The 16536-nt window shown below is 35.7% G+C and carries 12 protein-coding genes; 11 read left to right on the top strand and 1 reads right to left on the bottom strand.

All coding sequences use genetic code 11. The features are described 5' to 3' along the window. Nucleotides 1-4: 4 nt before the first annotated feature. The 10 genes from parC (at nucleotide 5) to ACXYMZ_RS04480 (ending at nucleotide 13527) form a co-directional block, all read left to right on the top strand. Nucleotides 5-2455: a DNA topoisomerase IV subunit A gene (gene parC, locus ACXYMZ_RS04525; protein WP_458947167.1), complete on the top strand. Its 2451-nt coding sequence runs from the start codon at nucleotides 5-7 to the stop codon at nucleotides 2453-2455. A 123-nt stretch (nucleotides 2456-2578) separates the two neighbouring features. Next, nucleotides 2579-3178 carry a TetR/AcrR family transcriptional regulator gene (locus ACXYMZ_RS04520; RefSeq protein ID WP_458947492.1) on the top strand — a complete coding sequence of 200 codons (600 nt, stop codon included), beginning with the start codon at nucleotides 2579-2581 and terminating at the stop codon, nucleotides 3176-3178. Nucleotides 3179-3273: 95 nt separating this feature from the next. Continuing rightward, complete coding sequence (locus ACXYMZ_RS04515; protein ID WP_458947166.1) at nucleotides 3274-4416, top strand: acyl-CoA dehydrogenase; 1143 nt, start codon at nucleotides 3274-3276, stop codon at nucleotides 4414-4416. A 41-nt stretch (nucleotides 4417-4457) separates the two neighbouring features. Further along, nucleotides 4458-5813, top strand: coding sequence for an acetyl-CoA carboxylase biotin carboxylase subunit (locus ACXYMZ_RS04510; RefSeq protein ID WP_458947165.1), 1356 nt, complete (start codon nucleotides 4458-4460; stop codon nucleotides 5811-5813). 11 nt (nucleotides 5814-5824) lie between these two features. Then, the gene (locus tag ACXYMZ_RS04505; protein ID WP_458947164.1) at nucleotides 5825-6037 is read left to right on the top strand and encodes an acetyl-CoA carboxylase biotin carboxyl carrier protein subunit; all 213 of its coding nucleotides are present in this window, start codon (nucleotides 5825-5827) and stop codon (nucleotides 6035-6037) included. A gap of 32 nt (nucleotides 6038-6069) precedes the next feature. After that, nucleotides 6070-6855, top strand: coding sequence for an enoyl-CoA hydratase (locus ACXYMZ_RS04500; RefSeq protein WP_458947163.1), 786 nt, complete (start codon nucleotides 6070-6072; stop codon nucleotides 6853-6855). Between the two features lie 14 nt (nucleotides 6856-6869). Beyond that, nucleotides 6870-8399, top strand: coding sequence for an acyl-CoA carboxylase subunit beta (locus tag ACXYMZ_RS04495; protein ID WP_458947162.1), 1530 nt, complete (start codon nucleotides 6870-6872; stop codon nucleotides 8397-8399). Nucleotides 8400-8580: 181 nt separating this feature from the next. Continuing rightward, nucleotides 8581-12189, top strand: coding sequence for a dynamin family protein (locus ACXYMZ_RS04490; protein WP_458947161.1), 3609 nt, complete (start codon nucleotides 8581-8583; stop codon nucleotides 12187-12189). Nucleotides 12190-12208: 19 nt separating this feature from the next. Beyond that, on the top strand, nucleotides 12209-13078 hold the full coding sequence (locus tag ACXYMZ_RS04485; RefSeq protein ID WP_458947160.1) for a 5'-3' exonuclease: 870 nt from the start codon (nucleotides 12209-12211) through the stop codon (nucleotides 13076-13078). Nucleotides 13079-13101: 23 nt separating this feature from the next. Then, complete coding sequence (locus ACXYMZ_RS04480) at nucleotides 13102-13527, top strand: PH domain-containing protein (protein ID WP_458947159.1); 426 nt, start codon at nucleotides 13102-13104, stop codon at nucleotides 13525-13527. A 61-nt stretch (nucleotides 13528-13588) separates the two neighbouring features. Here the strand turns inward: ACXYMZ_RS04480 and ACXYMZ_RS04475 are convergent, their stop codons facing one another. Then, on the bottom strand, nucleotides 13589-15220 hold the full coding sequence (locus ACXYMZ_RS04475; RefSeq protein WP_458947158.1) for a glutathione ABC transporter substrate-binding protein: 1632 nt from the start codon (nucleotides 15218-15220) through the stop codon (nucleotides 13589-13591). Nucleotides 15221-15622: 402 nt separating this feature from the next. Here ACXYMZ_RS04475 and ACXYMZ_RS04470 point away from each other — a divergent pair, with 402 nt between their 5' ends. Beyond that, nucleotides 15623-16519: an ABC transporter permease gene (locus ACXYMZ_RS04470; RefSeq protein WP_458947157.1), complete on the top strand. Its 897-nt coding sequence runs from the start codon at nucleotides 15623-15625 to the stop codon at nucleotides 16517-16519. The last annotated feature ends 17 nt before the right edge of the window (nucleotides 16520-16536 follow it).

The following is a 16536-nucleotide window of genomic DNA, read 5'->3' as shown; positions in this document are numbered from 1 at the left end:
ACGATTGGCTCAAGAAGAAAAGTTTCTAGATCTTTCATTGGAGGAAGTTATTGGGGACCGCTTTGGAAGATATAGTAAATATATTATTCAAGAGCGTGCATTACCAGATGCGCGTGATGGTTTAAAGCCTGTACAAAGAAGAATTCTATACGCAATGCTTATGGAAAGAAATACCCATGATAAAGGTTTTCGTAAATCTGCAAAGACAGTTGGAACCGTAATTGGGAACTATCACCCACATGGAGATACATCCGTTTATGAAGCAATGGTTAGGTTAAGCCAAGATTGGAAATTGCAACATGATTTAGTTGAAATGCATGGTAATAATGGAAGTATTGATGGAGACCCTCCAGCAGCGATGAGATATACAGAAGCAAGGCTCTCAAAGATAGCTTCTGAGTTACTCAGAGATATTGATAAAGAAACGGTTGATTTTATCGATAACTTTGATGAGACAACTACCGAACCTGTCGTATTACCTGCTAAGTTTCCTAATTTACTAGTGAATGGCTCAACAGGTATTTCTGCAGGTTATGCAACGGATATCCCACCACATAACTTAAAAGAAGTTATAGATGCTGTGATCATGAGAATTGATAAGCCTGAAGCAAGTGTTGACCAGTTAATGACAGTAATCAAAGGACCAGACTTTCCAACAGGCGGTATTATTCAAGGAATAGATGGTATCAAGAAGGCCTATGAAACTGGCAAAGGCCGTATTATTGTAAGAAGTAAAGCAGAAGTCGAGGACCTACGTGGTAATCGCCAACAGATTGTTATTCATGAAATTCCATATGAAGTTAATAAAGCAAATATGGTTAAAAAAATGGATGAATTACGTTTGGATCGCAAAGTGGAAGGGATTGCCGAGGTACGTGATGAATCAGACCGTACTGGACTGAGAGTTGTCATCGATCTTAAAAAAGATGCTGATGCAGAGGGTATTTTAAACTTTTTATATAAAAACACCGAACTTCAGGTTTCCTATCACTTTAATATGGTTGCTATCCAGGACAAAACACCAAAACTAATGTCTCTCCCACAAATTCTTGATGCATTCATTGGCCATCAAAAAGAAGTAGTAACGAGACAAACGAAATATTTATTAAATAAAGCAAAAAGTAGACAACATATTATAGAAGGTTTAATCAAAGCAATTTCTATATTAGATGATGTTATTGCAACAATACGCGCTTCAAAAGACAAAGCAGATGCTAAGAAACAATTAATTAAGGAATATAGCTTTAGTGAAGAACAATCTGAAGCAATTGTTAATTTGCAATTATATCGACTAACAAATACTGACATCACTGAATTAGAAAAAGAAGCAACTGAACTAGAAAAAAATATTAAAACATACGAAAAAATTCTTGATAGTGAAGCAGTTCTGATGAAAACAATTAAAAAAGATTTAAAAGAAATGATTAAAGCTTTTCAAATTGATAGAAAATCCATTATTGAGGACAAAATAGAAGAACTTAAAATTAATATAGAAGTCATGATCGCTAGTGAAGATGTCGTTGTTTCTGTCACAAAAGATGGCTACATTAAACGTACCAGCTTAAGGTCTTATGGGGCTTCTAAACCAGAAGATATCATGATAAAAGATTTGGATTACTTGATAGGACTTTATGAAGTGAATACTACAGATACCCTGCTTCTTTTCACAAATAGGGGTAGATTTATTTCTTACCCTGTCCATGAGTTGCCAGATATCCGCTGGAAAGAGCTAGGTGCACACCTATCCCATTTTGCTAGTCTTGCCGAGGATGAAAAAATCATAAAGGTTTTACCTGTTAGAGAATTTACTGATAAGAAATATCTTATTTTCTTTACGAAAAACGGGATGGTCAAACGAACAGAACTTGATAAATATCAAACGCAAAGACAAGCTAGAGCAATGGTTGCCGTTAATTTGAAAAAAACGGATGAAGTGATAAGTATAAAAGAGTCTGATGGTTTTTCAGATATATTTATTGCGACGAATACAGGATATGGGTTATGGTACCATGAATCAGAAGTGACTCCTACTGGTCAAAGAACAGCCGGAGTAAAGGCAATCACACTGAAAGCTGATGAAGAAGTAGTGAATGCGGAAGTGTTTGATGAATTAGCTGATCCTTCACTTGTAGTGGTAACGCAGCGTGGAGCAGTTAAGCGAATGAATTTAAATGAATTTGAAAAAACAACTAGAGCAAAACGTGGACTTCATATGTTACGTACCGTGAAAAGTAAGCCTCATTTTGTTAAAGGGTTTTATGTTGTTGAAGAAAGTGATAGCATTTGGTTCCAAACATCAAAAGATGAAATGCATCATATTTATCCAATCCAATTATCTTCTAGTGAGCGAACAAGTAATGGTTCATTTGTGATTGATTCGGATCATGATGGAGAAGTAATTGAAGTTTGGAAGCAAGTAAATTATTCAAAACCATTTGAAGTTGATAGCGAATAAAATATAAGTAAATCACCCAAGAAAATTAACGTTTTGTTATTTTTCTTGGGTGTTTATTTAGATAATTCTTTTATTATTTTGTATGATATGTTAGAGTAAAATTATTAATAAGAGTTTGGAGGGATTCAAACGGACCTAAGACAGCGAATTATTGAGGAATCACTTATTTTGTTTGAAAAAGAAGGGTTTCATGGCGTGACAGTAAAAGAAATCGTCGAAGCTGCAGGTATTTCTAAAGGTGGGTTTTATCATCACTTTACCTCTAAAGATGAGCTTTTATTTGTAATTCACGATGTCTTTATTACCTATGTTCTTGACAAGGCAAGATTGGCAAATGAACAACATACTTCGCCGACGGATCGTTTACGTGCAATTATAAAAGACTTTGTAAGCGTTTTCGATATGTATCAAGCACATTTAACTGTATTTTATCAAGAAAGTGTTTATCTACTTCCTGAACATGAGTTAATTGTAAAACAAAAGAGAAATCAATTTAAAGACATGATTAAAGATGCACTGCATGACGGGGTTGTCTCTGGTGAATTTAGGGAAGAACTTTCTGTCGATATTACGACGATGGCGATACTCGGGATGGTGAATTGGACATATAGGTGGTATCAACAGTCCGGTGAGAATAGTATAGAAGAAATAGCAGACTACTATATTGATTTAATCATGCATGCGACATTAAAAAAGCATATGACATCTGAAGGAAAAGGATGATAAGTAATTGTAAACTTCTTAAAACTAAGAAGTAATTTTTTAAAAATCTACCGACCAACCAGTCGGTCACAAACTTATGAACTGAGGTGCATGTAATGAATTTTGAATTAACGAAAGAACAAACGATGATTAAAAAAATGGTTAGAGACTTTGCTGAAGAGGTAATTCGTCCTCGTGCCATCGATATTGATGTGAAGGCGGAGTTTCCAGAAGATATCTTTAAACAAATGGGAGAGCTAGGTTTACTAGGTATTCCATTCCCAGAAGAAGTTGGTGGATCAGGTGGAGATACGCTCTCCTATGCATTGGCTGTAGAAGAAGTCGCGCGTGTTTGTGGAAGCACTGGCTTAAGCTATGCAGCGGCAGTATCACTTGGATCAAGCCCACTATACTATTTTGGAACAGAAGAGCAAAAGGAAGAATTTTTACGCCCGCTTGCAGAAGGTAAAGCTTTAGGGTCATTTGGATTAACTGAACCAAACGCTGGTTCTGATGCTGGTGGTACATTAACAACAGCAGTCGTTGATGGAGATGATTATGTTATCAATGGTGAGAAATGTTTCATTACGAATGCTAGTTTTGCTAAATTCGTGATTGTAACCGCTGTTACTGGAAAAAGTGATAGTGGTAAAAAACTAATTTCATCTATTATTGTTCCTACTGATACAGAGGGTATGACCATCACTAGCAATTACGATAAAATGGGTGTTAGAGGCTCAGACACAGCAGAAATCGTTTTAGATAATGTTCGTGTTCCTAGAAGTAATATACTTGGGGAAGAGCATAAAGGCTTTAACCAATTCTTATCTACATTAGACGGTGGAAGAATCTCTATTGCCGCTTTAGGTGTAGGTATTGCACAGGCGTCTCTTGATAAAGCGCTTGCTTATGCGAAAGAGAGAAAACAATTTAACCAACCAATTTCTAAATTCCAGGCTATCCAATTTAAATTAGCTGATATGGCAATGGAAGTAGAGTTAGCACGTAATATGGTGCATAAAGCAGCTTGGCTTAAAGACCAAGGGAAACCTTTTGGTAAAGAAGCGGCATTTGCAAAACTCTATGCATCTGAAGCAGCTGTACGTGCAGCAGATCAAGCGATTCAAATACATGGTGGTTATGGTTATATGCGCGAATACGAAGTTGAAAGATACCTAAGAGATGCGAAATTATTAGAAATCGGTGAAGGTACTTCTGAAGTTCAACGTTTAGTAATTGCAAGACACCTAGGTTGCTAGTTCAATAGTTTATATAACAATCCTAGATTAGGAGGGTGAAAATGATTCAAAAGATTTTAATTGCAAACAGGGGAGAAATTGCTTCCCGTATTATAAAAACTTGTAAAAAGATTGGACTTAAATCTGTAGCAGTTTATTCTGAGGCAGATGAGTACGCACCATATGTCGGGGAAGCTGATGAGTGCTATCTACTAGGACCTGCACATGTAAACGAAAGTTATATGAATGTAGATAAGCTATTTGAAATAGCCAAAACGGCTGAAGTAGATGCTATTCATCCTGGTTACGGATTTTTAAGTGAAAACCCTGGATTTGCTAGTCGTTGTGAAGAAGAAGGCTATATTTTTATTGGCCCAAGTAGTGAAGTAATAAATAAAATGGGAGATAAAATTGCAGCAAGAAATGCCATGCAAGTAGCGGGAGTTCCTGTTGTTCCTGGAACAAACGAAGCAATTGCAGATGTAGAAGAAGCGGTACAAATTGCTGCTGATATTGGTTATCCCGTGATGTTAAAAGCTTCTGCTGGTGGCGGCGGAATCGGTATGCAAGCTGTAAATAATGAGGAAGAACTTAGAAAGTCATTTAAAAATAATTCTGATCGTGCACTTAGCTTTTTCGGTAACGGTGCAATGTTTATTGAGAAAAAGATTGATGGGTCACATCATATCGAAATTCAAATCCTTGCTGACCAAGAAGGTAATGTTATCCATCTCTTCGATAGAGAATGTTCCATTCAACGTCGTAATCAGAAGGTAATTGAAGAAGCTCCATCTCCATTCATTTCAAATGAAACAAGAGAAAAGATGGGGAAAGCGGCAATCTTAGCTGCATCTTCAATTGGTTATAGTAATGCAGGTACAATAGAATTTCTAGTTGATCAGGACGAAAATTTTTATTTTCTTGAAATGAATACTAGAATTCAGGTAGAGCATCCGATTACGGAAGAAGTAACTGGAATAGACATTGTCGAAATGCAGATTCATATAGCAAACGGTAAAGCTCTTCCGGTAAATCAAGAGGATATCCAAATAAATGGTCATGCAATTGAAGCAAGAATTTATGCAGAGGACCCGATTCGTTTCTTCCCATCTCCAGGAAATATAACGAGCATCAATGTTCCTGAAGGTGAAGGTATTCGTAATGACATTAGTTTTACAAACAATTACAAGGTCACTCCTTTCTATGATCCGATGATTGGTAAACTAATTGTGCATGCATCGTCAAGAGAGGAAGCAATTGTTAAATTCCAAGAAGCACTTTCTGTCTATAAGATTGAAGGTATAAAAACTAATCTACCAATGCTTCAGGCAACTGCTAAAATTGATGCTTTTATTGAAGGAATGACAACAACGGATTTTGTAGAAAAACATTATTTACCATTAGTAACTGAAAAATAGGAGGAATTAAAATGGAAAAAGTAGTAGCAAGTATGGCTGGAAACGTATGGAAGATTGTAAAGAATGTTGGTGACACAGTAACAGAAGGTGAAGATATCGTCATCTTAGAATCTATGAAAATGGAAATCCCAATCGGTGCTGAGGCTGATGGTACGATTAAAGAATTAAAAGTAGCAGAAGGCGACTTTGTAAACGAAGGCGACGAAATTGCTATCATCGAATAGTCTGGAAGTTTTATATCGGATTAGAAAGGAGCATGAGAACAAATCAAATGATTGATATCCAAATAAAAAATCATGTTTGTATTCTAACATTAAATAGACCTGAGGCAGCAAATGCCTTATCTATTCAAATGCTCGATGAGTTAAATAAAGCACTTGAAACAATTGAAAATGATTCTTCGGTCTTTTGTACGATTTTAACAGGTAGTGGCGAGAAAGCATTTTGTGCTGGGGCAGATTTGAAAGAGCGAAAAGGCATGTCAGATGATGAAGTAATTAAAACCGTTCAATACATCGGTCAAACAGTAAACAATGTTGAAAAACTTCGCATGCCTGTAATTGCAGCTTTAAATGGTGTAGCTTTTGGTGGTGGATTAGAATTAGCTTTAGCCTGTGATTTTAGAATAGCAAGTGACAAAGTTAAATTAGGCCTGACAGAAACGTCGCTTGCGATTATCCCAGGAGCAGGTGGAACGCAACGCTTGCCACGCTTAATAGGTCTCGGACAGGCTAAAAAGCTCATCTATACTGCCGAACGTCTAACTGCTAACAAAGCTCTTGACTTAGGTATTGTAGAAGAGGTAGTAGATCAAACGGAAGTTAGCTCTGTGGCATTAAAATATGCCGAACAAATTGCAAGCAATGGTCCGATCGCTGTTCAAGCTGCTAAAGCTTCCATAAATCAAGGAATGGAAACAGATTTAGCAGCAGCTTTAGAAATTGAGCATCAAAATTATAAGAAAACAATCCCTACAAATGATAGAAAAGAAGGATTGTTGGCGTTTCAAGAAAAGCGTAAACCTATTTATAAAGGTGAATAGTTAGGGAGGATAATATGTCTTTTGTGAATGAATTAGAAACAAGAATGAATAAGATTAAACAAGGCGGAAGAGAAAAATATCATGAAGCAAATGCTGAAAAAGGTAAACTATTTGTCCGTGAGCGTCTAGAATTATTACTAGACCATGGAATGGATATTGAGGATGCATTTTTTGCTAATTGCATGGATGATTCACTTCCATCTGATGGTGTTGTTACAGGTATCGGGAAAATTAACGGACAAAACGTTTGTGTTATGGCGAATGACTCCACCGTTAAAGCTGGCTCTTGGGGTAAACGAACAGTAGAAAAGATTATTCGTATTCAGGAAACTGCGCTTAAATTAGAAATCCCAATATTATATCTTGTGGATTCTGCTGGTGCAAGAATTACTGACCAAATTGAAATGTTCCCTGGTAGAAGAGGTGCAGGACGTATTTTCCATAATCAGATTAAACTATCTGGACGCGTCCCTCAGGTATGTCTTTTATTCGGACCGTCTGCTGCAGGTGGAGCGTACATCCCAGCATTTTGTGATGTCGTTGTAATGGTTGATGGGAATGCTTCCATGTATCTAGGTTCTCCACGTATGGCTGAAAAGGTAATTGGTGAAAAAGTCTCCCTGGAAGAAATGGGCGGGGCAAAAATGCATACTTCAGTTTCAGGTGTTGGTGACGTGTTAGTTAAGACAGAAGAAGAGTCTATTGAATATGCAAGAAAATATCTTGGATATTTCCCAAGTAACTTCCGTAGTAAACCAAGCAGTGTTGAAGCAAAAATGATCAAGGCAACTGATAAAAAAATAAGTGAAATTGTACCAGAAAATCAGAACGCTGCTTTTAATATGTTTGATTTAATCGATCATATTATTGATGAAGATAGTTTTTGTGAAATCAAAAAACGTTTTGCTCCTGAATTAATAACTGGTCTAGCTCGCATGGAGGGTAATACAGTAGGAATCATTGCCAACCAACCAAGAGTTAAGGGCGGTGTTCTATTCACTGATTCTGCCGATAAAGCAGCTAAATTTATTCAACTTTGTAATGCTTTTAATATCCCACTCCTATTCTTAACAGATGTACCAGGCTTTATGATCGGTACAAAAGTGGAGCGTGAAGGAATTATTAGACATGGGGCGAAGATGCTTTCAGCAATGAGTGAAGCAACTGTGCCTAAAATATCTGTAATTGTAAGAAAAGCTTATGGAGCAGGTTTATATGCGATGGCTGGCCCGGCATTTGATCCAGATGCTGTAATTGCATTTCCAAACGCACAAATTGCTGTAATGGGACCTGAGGCAGCTGTCAACGCAGTTCATGCAAATAAAATCGCAGAACTCCCTGAAGAGGAGAGAGCAGCATTTATCAAAGAAAAACAGGATGAATACAAAGAGGAAATCGACGTATATCGACTAGCTTCAGAACTAGTAATCGATGAAATCATTAATCCTGATAGACTAAGGGAAGAATTAGTTAAACGATATTCCGTATATGCAGACAAGAACATTAGCTTTACGGAAAGAAAGCATGGCGTTTACCCAGTATAAATAAAAAAGGTTCTCGGCAAAATATGCGGAGAGCCTTTTTTGTTACTCATAATATTATTATGTTAACTGTGTAGGCGATTTTTATGAATATTTTCGCTAACAAGTATATTAGGTAGAAATAGCTGCTCTGATTGCGTATAATTGAATTAAAATTGTTTGTCTAAAGGGGTAGTAGTGTTTCATGATTAAAGAGGGAAGTACATTAAGAACAAACAAGCATCAGCTAGCAGCGCTTTACCAAACAATGCTTGCAAATAACGATGAAGAAAATGCATTGAAAATACTTGATCTACATAATAAGTTAATGAATAAAGAACTAATAGTTAGCTTTTCTGGTCATTTCTCAGCAGGAAAGTCATCAATTATTAACCATCTTTTAGGTGAAAACATTTTGCCAAAGAGCCCGATTCCTACAAGTGCTAACATTGTAAAAATCACTTCAGGTGAAGGATGGGCAAGGGTTTATTTCAATAAGGGAAAAGCAGTAGAATATAAAGAGCCATATGATATTAATATGATTAAAGAATATTCTACAGATAAAGACTCGATTCATAAAATTGAAATCAGTACATCAAAAGCCATCATTCCAGAGGGTTCTGCGGTAATTGATACTCCAGGTATAGATGCTGCAGATGATGCTGACCGTCTGATGACTGAGGGTTCGCTTCATTTAGTTGATGTTCTTTTTTACGTGATGGATTACAACCATGTACAGTCTGAAGTAAATCTATATTTCTTGCAGTCTTTAAAAGAGAATCAAATACCTTTTTATTTGATCATTAATCAGATTGATAAACACAATGATGCTGAACTTAAGTTTGATCAGTTTGTAACAAATATCAAACAAACATTTGATCAATGGCAAATCCATCCATTAGGGATGTACTTTACATCATTACATGATTTCTCAATCGCAAACAATCAATTTTCAGATGTTAAGAGTAGATTATTTTCTATGATGCAAAGTGAAAAAAGTGAGTTCTTTAATATTGATGCATCAGTAAACCAAGTAGTGATGAAACATAAGAAATTTCTTCAAGACCAGTATGGTGAACTTTTATCAGATTTTGAAGATGATGATTCTGCTTCAAAGTTATCGGAAATACAAGACATTGAACAGAAAATAACTGATTTAAAAGAGCAACCACAGAAGCTTGAAAAAGAATTCCAACAAGAATTAAGTAGCACATTAAATAATGCTTACTTGATGCCAAAAGAATTACGAGATAAAGCTGAGAGTTATTTGGCAGCGGAACAAAGTGGATTTAAAGTTGGTTTATTTGGTTCTAAGAAGAAAACAGATGAAGAAAGACAGAGTCGCAGGGATATTTTCCTGAATGGACTAAAAGAGATAATGGAGTCTTCTATCCAGTGGAAGCTTCGAGATAAATTCTTGAATATTTATAGGAATTATAACTTAGAAGATTTAAAGCTTCAGGAAATGATTAATAATATTACGATTAGCTATGAACTTGAGGATTTAGAAGCTTTAATGAAACCTGGTGCGCAAATAAATGGTGATTATGTTTTAAATTACACGAATGATGTCGCAGCAGATGTGAAAAGTAAATTCAAACGTATCGCGTTAAACATTCTTACTCAGCTAAAGCATGCATTAGAAAATAAAAATGCAAAAGTATTACTAGATTACCAAACCAGTTATGATAATTTACAAGATGCTCAACAACTACAAGCAAAATATAAGAAAATAGAAGAAGAATTAAAGATGAAAGAAGATACCGTTGATCAAATGTTCGTTTCTCCAATATTTAATGAAAATAAATGGGAAGATACGTTGAATCAATATAATAAAACGCAGTCAGATTTTGTTATAGAGGATAGTCCTCAAAAAGGGTCTACGAAAAACAAAAAAGATGAAGTTTTAGAAACCCCAGTAATAGAAGAAGAAACTTCAACTAAATATGAAGCTGTGGAGATTATCAATCGAATTGATCAAACACTTTCAACGATAGAAACAATTCCAGGATTCAATGATTTAATGAAAGACTTAGAACTTAAAAAGCATAGACTAGCGAATCGCACATATACGATTGCTCTATTTGGTGCTTTTAGTGCAGGGAAATCATCTTTTTCTAATGCTCTTATAGGTGAGCGAGTGCTTCCTGTATCACCAAATCCAACGACTGCTACTGTAAACCGAATCCATCCAGTTTCGGAGTCGCATCCACATGGAACAGTCGTTGTTACAATGAAAAGGGAAGAGGCTTTAGTTAAAGAACTATATGCCATGACTAATAAGTTTTCACCAAAAGCTGATACATTAGAGGAATTTGTAAAATGGATTAGAAAGAAGAAAATTCAACAACATAAAAATCTTAGCAATATGTATCAAGCATATATTCTAGCGGTAATCACTGGATATGATGAGAATAAAGCGTTGATCGGTAAGGAAACAACGATTTCATTGGAAGAGTTTGCAACGTATGTAACAGACGAAACTATTGCCTGTTATATCGAGACTATCGATTTATATTACGACAGTGCTTTGACAAAACAGGGGATAACTTTAGTAGATACACCTGGAGCAGACTCTGTGAACGCAAGACATACAAATGTAGCCTTTAACTATATAAAACATGCAGATGCCATATTATATGTAACTTATTATAACCATGCATTGTCTCGAGCTGATCGTGATTTCCTGATGCAACTCGGACGTGTAAAGGAAGCATTTGAATTAGATAAAATGTTCTTCATCGTAAACGCTGCAGACTTAGCAGAAAACGAAGAAGAGTTAGCTCTTGTGTTGGATTATGTAGATAATGAGTTAATGAAATTAGGTATTCGTCATGCTAAATTATTCCCAGTATCAAGTAAACAGTCGATTGAAGAGAAACTTGATAATAAAACATTAAACGAACAGATGAAGGCATTCGAAGATAAATTTTATTCTTTCATTCACCATGATTTAACTAGACTTATCATTGATAGTTCGTTATGGGATATAAACCGTGTTGCCCATACACTCAAATCATATATCGAATCTGTTAGCTTAAATGAAGACGACAAAGCGAAAAAGATAGAAAAAACCACTTCAGACGAGCATACGGTAATAGATATTATAGAAACATATGATACAAGTGTATACCAACAACAAATTGAACAAAGAATTGAGAAACAGCTTTACTACGTGATTGAACGGTTGGGAATTCGATTCCATGATATGTTTAAAGAAATGTTCAATCCCACAACAATTACAGAGAATGGTAGAAAAGCGAATGATCAATTAAAGAATGCATTAGATAACCTTATCGAGTATGTACGCTTTGAATTAAATCAAGAATTGCAAGCAGTTTCTTTGAGGGTTGAAGGCTATAAAAAGGAATTAATTGGCGAAGTTTATCAATCATTCCTAACGAAAAGTTCAGAGATAAACGATATTTTTGATTTACCAAAGGAATATACGGTAGAATTCGAAACGCCAACGTTTAAGGAAGAATTTGTCGAATTACCAAGTAAAGAATTTAATACAACACTTAATAAATTTAAAGGAACAAAAGCATTTTTTGTCCAAAATGAGAAAGAGTTAATGAAAGAAGAGTTATATTCAGCACTTCTTCCTTCTGTTGAAACATTTGTGAAAGAAAACAGTGATATAATGCGTACGTCATATCTTAAACAGTGGAGTGAACAAGTAGACGTATTAAAGATTAGCACAGAAGAAAAAATCAAGCAGTATACGCAAAATTACTTTGCAATGCTTGAAGCACCAGCAGATATTGATTCGTTAAAAGAAAACCTTGAATTGATAAATAAACTAGTAAAGTAGAAATAGGAGATTTGTTTAAATGGTTAAAAATCGCGTGTTATTAGTAGATGGAATGGCATTACTTTTTAGAGGTTTTTTTGCTACAGCTTTTAGAGGTAACTTTATGAAGACGAGCTCAGGCATGCCGACGAATGGTATTTACCAATTCTTAAGATATTTCATTGATGCAGAAAAAACGTATCAGCCCACACATATTATTTGTTGCTGGGATATGGGAAGCAAAACTTTCCGTAATGAGGTTTACCCGTTGTATAAAGCGAATAGAGATGCACCTCCAGAGGAATTAATTCCGCAGTTTGATTTAATCAAAGAGGTAGTAGAGTCGTTTAATATACCAAACGTAGGATTAGAAAACTTTGAAGCCGACGATTGTATAGGGACACTTGCTAAAGTGTATAGTGAAACAAATGAAGTAATTATTCTTACTGGTGATCAAGATATGTTGCAACTTGTAACAGATAATATTCATGTATCGATCATGAGAAAAGGTTTAGGTAATTACGAACTATTTACAAAGGATAATTTCTACGAGAAAAAAGGAATTTATCCAAGACAAATTGTTGATGTTAAAGGACTGATGGGGGATAGTGCAGATAACTATCCAGGAGTTAAAGGAATAGGGGAGAAGACTGCTATAAAATTAATGCAGGAATATGATACAATCGACGTGTTATTAGAAAATGTTGATCAATTATCAAAGAGTTTGCGTCAGAAAATCTTAGACAATCTTGATAATTTACATCTTTCAAGAGAGCTAGCGACGATTAAGTGTGATGTGCCTATTCAATGTGAAATAGATACCGCTATCCGTCATTTTGAAGTGGATAAGATCACGGATAAACTAACTACTCTAGAGTTTAAAAACATCGATAAAATGATTTTTCAGTAAGCTAAGAAGATGGGAGGAAAATAATGTATTTTCCATCAATAAGAGACAAGTGGATAACATTTTTAGTATGGGGAGTTAGTATCGCAGGTATTCTTTTACCATTGATAAATGAGCAGCTTACTGCTTTGTTTATTACCGTGACTCTTGCTGCGTTCCTACTCTGGTTTTGGTTCCGTACTGGTTATTTAATAAAAGATAATAAAATTAAAATTTATTATGGTCCAATAAGACAAACAATTGAAATTCCTGAAATTCAACTAATTCTTCTTTCAAAGATGCCGTTATCATCACCAGCACTTTCGTTTAAAAGAATTCAAATATCTTGTGGTAAATATGATATTGTTGCAATATCTCCTAAGAATAGGGAAAAATTTATAAGTATGCTATTAGATATCAACCCTGAGATACCGATAGATGAGAGATTATTACCTGAAGGATATAGGAAGTAAATTTTTCTGTATATAAGAAAAAGCCTTGTACGTTTTGTACAAGGCTTTTTCCATGAACTTTTTACTGTTCGATATAAGTGTCTTTAAGTTTGTAAATACCTTGTGCATCAATCCAGAAGTCTTTAACAGATTCGTTAACTCCTAGTAGATACTCTTGGTGGTTTAAATAAAGCATTGGAGCTAGGTCAACAAGCATTTCTTGTGCTTCAGTATAAAGCGCTTGTCTCGCTGCAGGATCTGTTTCTTTACGTGCTTCATCTAAAACAGCGTCAAGCTCAGGATCCTCTAAGAATGAACGGTTACCTGTAGATCCTACTGCTGAAGAGTGGAATAATGGATACATTCCGTAGTCAGCATCAGATGTTACAACAGACCAACCAAGGATGAACATGTCATGCTCTCCATTAGCTGTTCTATCTAGGTAAGCACCCCACTCAAGCTCTTCGATTTGAACATCGATACCAATTTGTGCTAATTGTGCTTGGATTGTTACAGCAGTATCAACACGTTGCTCGTTATCGTTTGTCCAAATAGTTGTTTCAAAACCATCTGCATATCCAGCTTCTGCAAGTAATTCTTGTGCAGCTTCTAGATCGTACTCAAGTCCACTTACGTTTTCATCATAACCGAATACTGGTGGTGCAAGTGGTCCTACTGCAGGGATACCAATACCATTGTATACCCCTTCAATGATTTGTTCTTTATCAATTGCCATAGAGATTGCTTGACGAACTCTTACATCATCAAATGGCTCTTTTTGTACGTTGAATCCAACATATGCTAAAGATACACTAGGCTCTTCAAGAGCGTTTGCATTATCCATACCATTAACTCTTGATACGTTGTTAGGTCCGATAGCATCTACAATATGAGATACATTCGTTTCTAACTCAGCAATACGTGCACTTTGCTCAGAAACAACTTTGAATGTTACTGAATCAAGCTTCGCAGGCTCACCCCAGTAATCGTCGTTTCTTACTAATACTACGCTTTCACCAGGAGTCCAGTTTTCATATTTGAAAGGACCTGTACCAGCTGGGTTTTGGTTGATGTAAGCATCAACGTCTCCACCGTCAGCAAGTTGAGCATAATCTTCTGCAATTACATCAGGACTCATAATTGCTGCTCCACTGTGTGTTAAGTTTGAAAGTAGTGGTGCGTACGGATACGCTAAGTTGATTCGTAGTGTGTACTCATCAACTACTTCTGTGCTTTCCACTGCTTCAAATAAGAATGCACGTGGAGATGCGATTTCTTCATCTACAATACGGTCGAAGTTAGCTTTAACTGCTTCCGCATTTAATGCTGCTCCATCATGGAAAGTAACTCCTTCTTCAATAAAGAAGTCCCATGTTGTTTCGTCTACTTCTTCCCATGTAGCTAGACCAGGTTGAATCTCTCCGTTCTCATCGAACTTTGTAAGAGTTTCATAGATGTTTTCCCCAACGTTACTTGAAGGAACATCGTTTGATCCGTGTGTTGATAGTGAAACGATGTCTGAACCAATAGCAATAACTAAATCGCCTGTGCCCTCACTTGCAGCATCATCAGTTGAATCATCTTCTGTATCTGTGTTGCCGTCGTCAGTTGTCTCAGGCTCATCATCTGGCTCCCCGTCACCAGCACATGCAGCAAGTACTAGCGCAAGAGCAAGCATGAGTGCTGTAAGCAACCATAATTTTCTTGATTTCAAGATGTAAAACCCCCTTAAATATTTTTTTGTTAAATAGACTATACTTAAAGCATAATCAATTTATAATATAGAATATTTTTAGATAAAAAGCAAGTTTAGAATCCAAGGTTTACTTAAAAAGAAAATTAATTTATACTTTACTTTATGGTGGTAAATTGTGTTCTAAACTAAATTAGGGAAAAGTAAAAGGGAGTGGAATGATTAAAGTTTTCCTATTATATGAAAATTTATTTAGATCAATTTGTAATTATTTGTTTCTATTAAACTTATATTTAATTACTATCTAAATTATTTTTTTAACAAACAGTAGAACTTTAAAAAGTCTCTTTTATGGAAACGCATAACTTTAAGACATAAGTGCCTACTAGTTAAACAATTTTTTAAAATGAAGGGGGTTTACCAATGACAACAAATAAAGAAGTTGATCAAATCGCAAAACCACAAAAAAGAGGGTCAATCTTTTTTAATAACTTAAAAGATTTCTACAAGCGTTTAGCTAGAAACAAAACTGCTTTAATTGGTGGTTATCTTATTATATTCCTCACAATAGTTGCTATTGTAGGTCCTTGGATAACGACAATTGACCCAAACTTACCTAATTATGCGGTAAAGTTAGAAGGTCCATCAGCTGAACACTGGTTTGGAACTGACCACCATGGAAGAGATATCTTTACGAGGGTTATCCACGGGGTAGGGATAACGATGACTATCGGAATCTTATCTACTATTCTAGGTGGATTAGTTGGTGTCATCATCGGAATAATTTCAGGTTACTATGGTGGTAAAATTGATACCATTATTATGCGTCTAATGGATATTCTTTTAGCATTCCCAGGTATTTTACTAGCGCTAGCTCTAGTTAGTATTCTTGGAGCAAGTAGAGAAAACGTTATCTATGCAATTGCAATTTTCGCGATACCTACTTTTGCAAGAATTGTAAGGGGATCAACTCTATCGGTTAAAAACCTTGAGTATATTGATGCAATGAGAGCACTTGGAGCATCTGATTTAAGGATAATAGCTCTACATATTTTCCCTAACATACTATCACCAATTATTGTTCAATCAAGTGTATTTATAGCAAGTGCAGTATTAACTGCGAGTGGATTATCCTTCCTTGGCTTGGGTGAAGCACCACCGTCGCCTGAACTCGGTGCATTACTAAGTGATGGTCGAGACTTTATGTGGGAGGCAGGGCATATCGCATTATTCCCTGGTCTAGTTATTATGATGATCGTATTAGCCTTTAACGTACTAGGTGACGGATTACGTGATGCTTTAGATCCAAAAATGAAGTAAGGGAGGTTTGAGAAGCA

The sequence above is a fragment of the Oceanobacillus sp. CAU 1775 genome, assembly GCF_054482815.1.
Note: the sequence above shows the minus strand (reverse complement) of the source record. Positions and strands in the feature narration are given on the sequence as shown.

Coding starts and splice junctions, on each gene's coding strand:
- ACXYMZ_RS04505 (WP_458947164.1), top strand. CDS start 5,825: ATGGAAAAAGTAGTAGCAAGTATGGCTGGAAACGTATGGAAGATTGTA.
- ACXYMZ_RS04510 (WP_458947165.1), top strand. CDS start 4,458: ATGATTCAAAAGATTTTAATTGCAAACAGGGGAGAAATTGCTTCCCGT.
- ACXYMZ_RS04480 (WP_458947159.1), top strand. CDS start 13,102: ATGTATTTTCCATCAATAAGAGACAAGTGGATAACATTTTTAGTATGG.
- ACXYMZ_RS04470 (WP_458947157.1), top strand. CDS start 15,623: ATGACAACAAATAAAGAAGTTGATCAAATCGCAAAACCACAAAAAAGA.
- ACXYMZ_RS04485 (WP_458947160.1), top strand. CDS start 12,209: ATGGTTAAAAATCGCGTGTTATTAGTAGATGGAATGGCATTACTTTTT.
- ACXYMZ_RS04500 (WP_458947163.1), top strand. CDS start 6,070: ATGAGAACAAATCAAATGATTGATATCCAAATAAAAAATCATGTTTGT.
- ACXYMZ_RS04490 (WP_458947161.1), top strand. CDS start 8,581: ATGATTAAAGAGGGAAGTACATTAAGAACAAACAAGCATCAGCTAGCA.
- ACXYMZ_RS04495 (WP_458947162.1), top strand. CDS start 6,870: ATGTCTTTTGTGAATGAATTAGAAACAAGAATGAATAAGATTAAACAA.
- ACXYMZ_RS04515 (WP_458947166.1), top strand. CDS start 3,274: ATGAATTTTGAATTAACGAAAGAACAAACGATGATTAAAAAAATGGTT.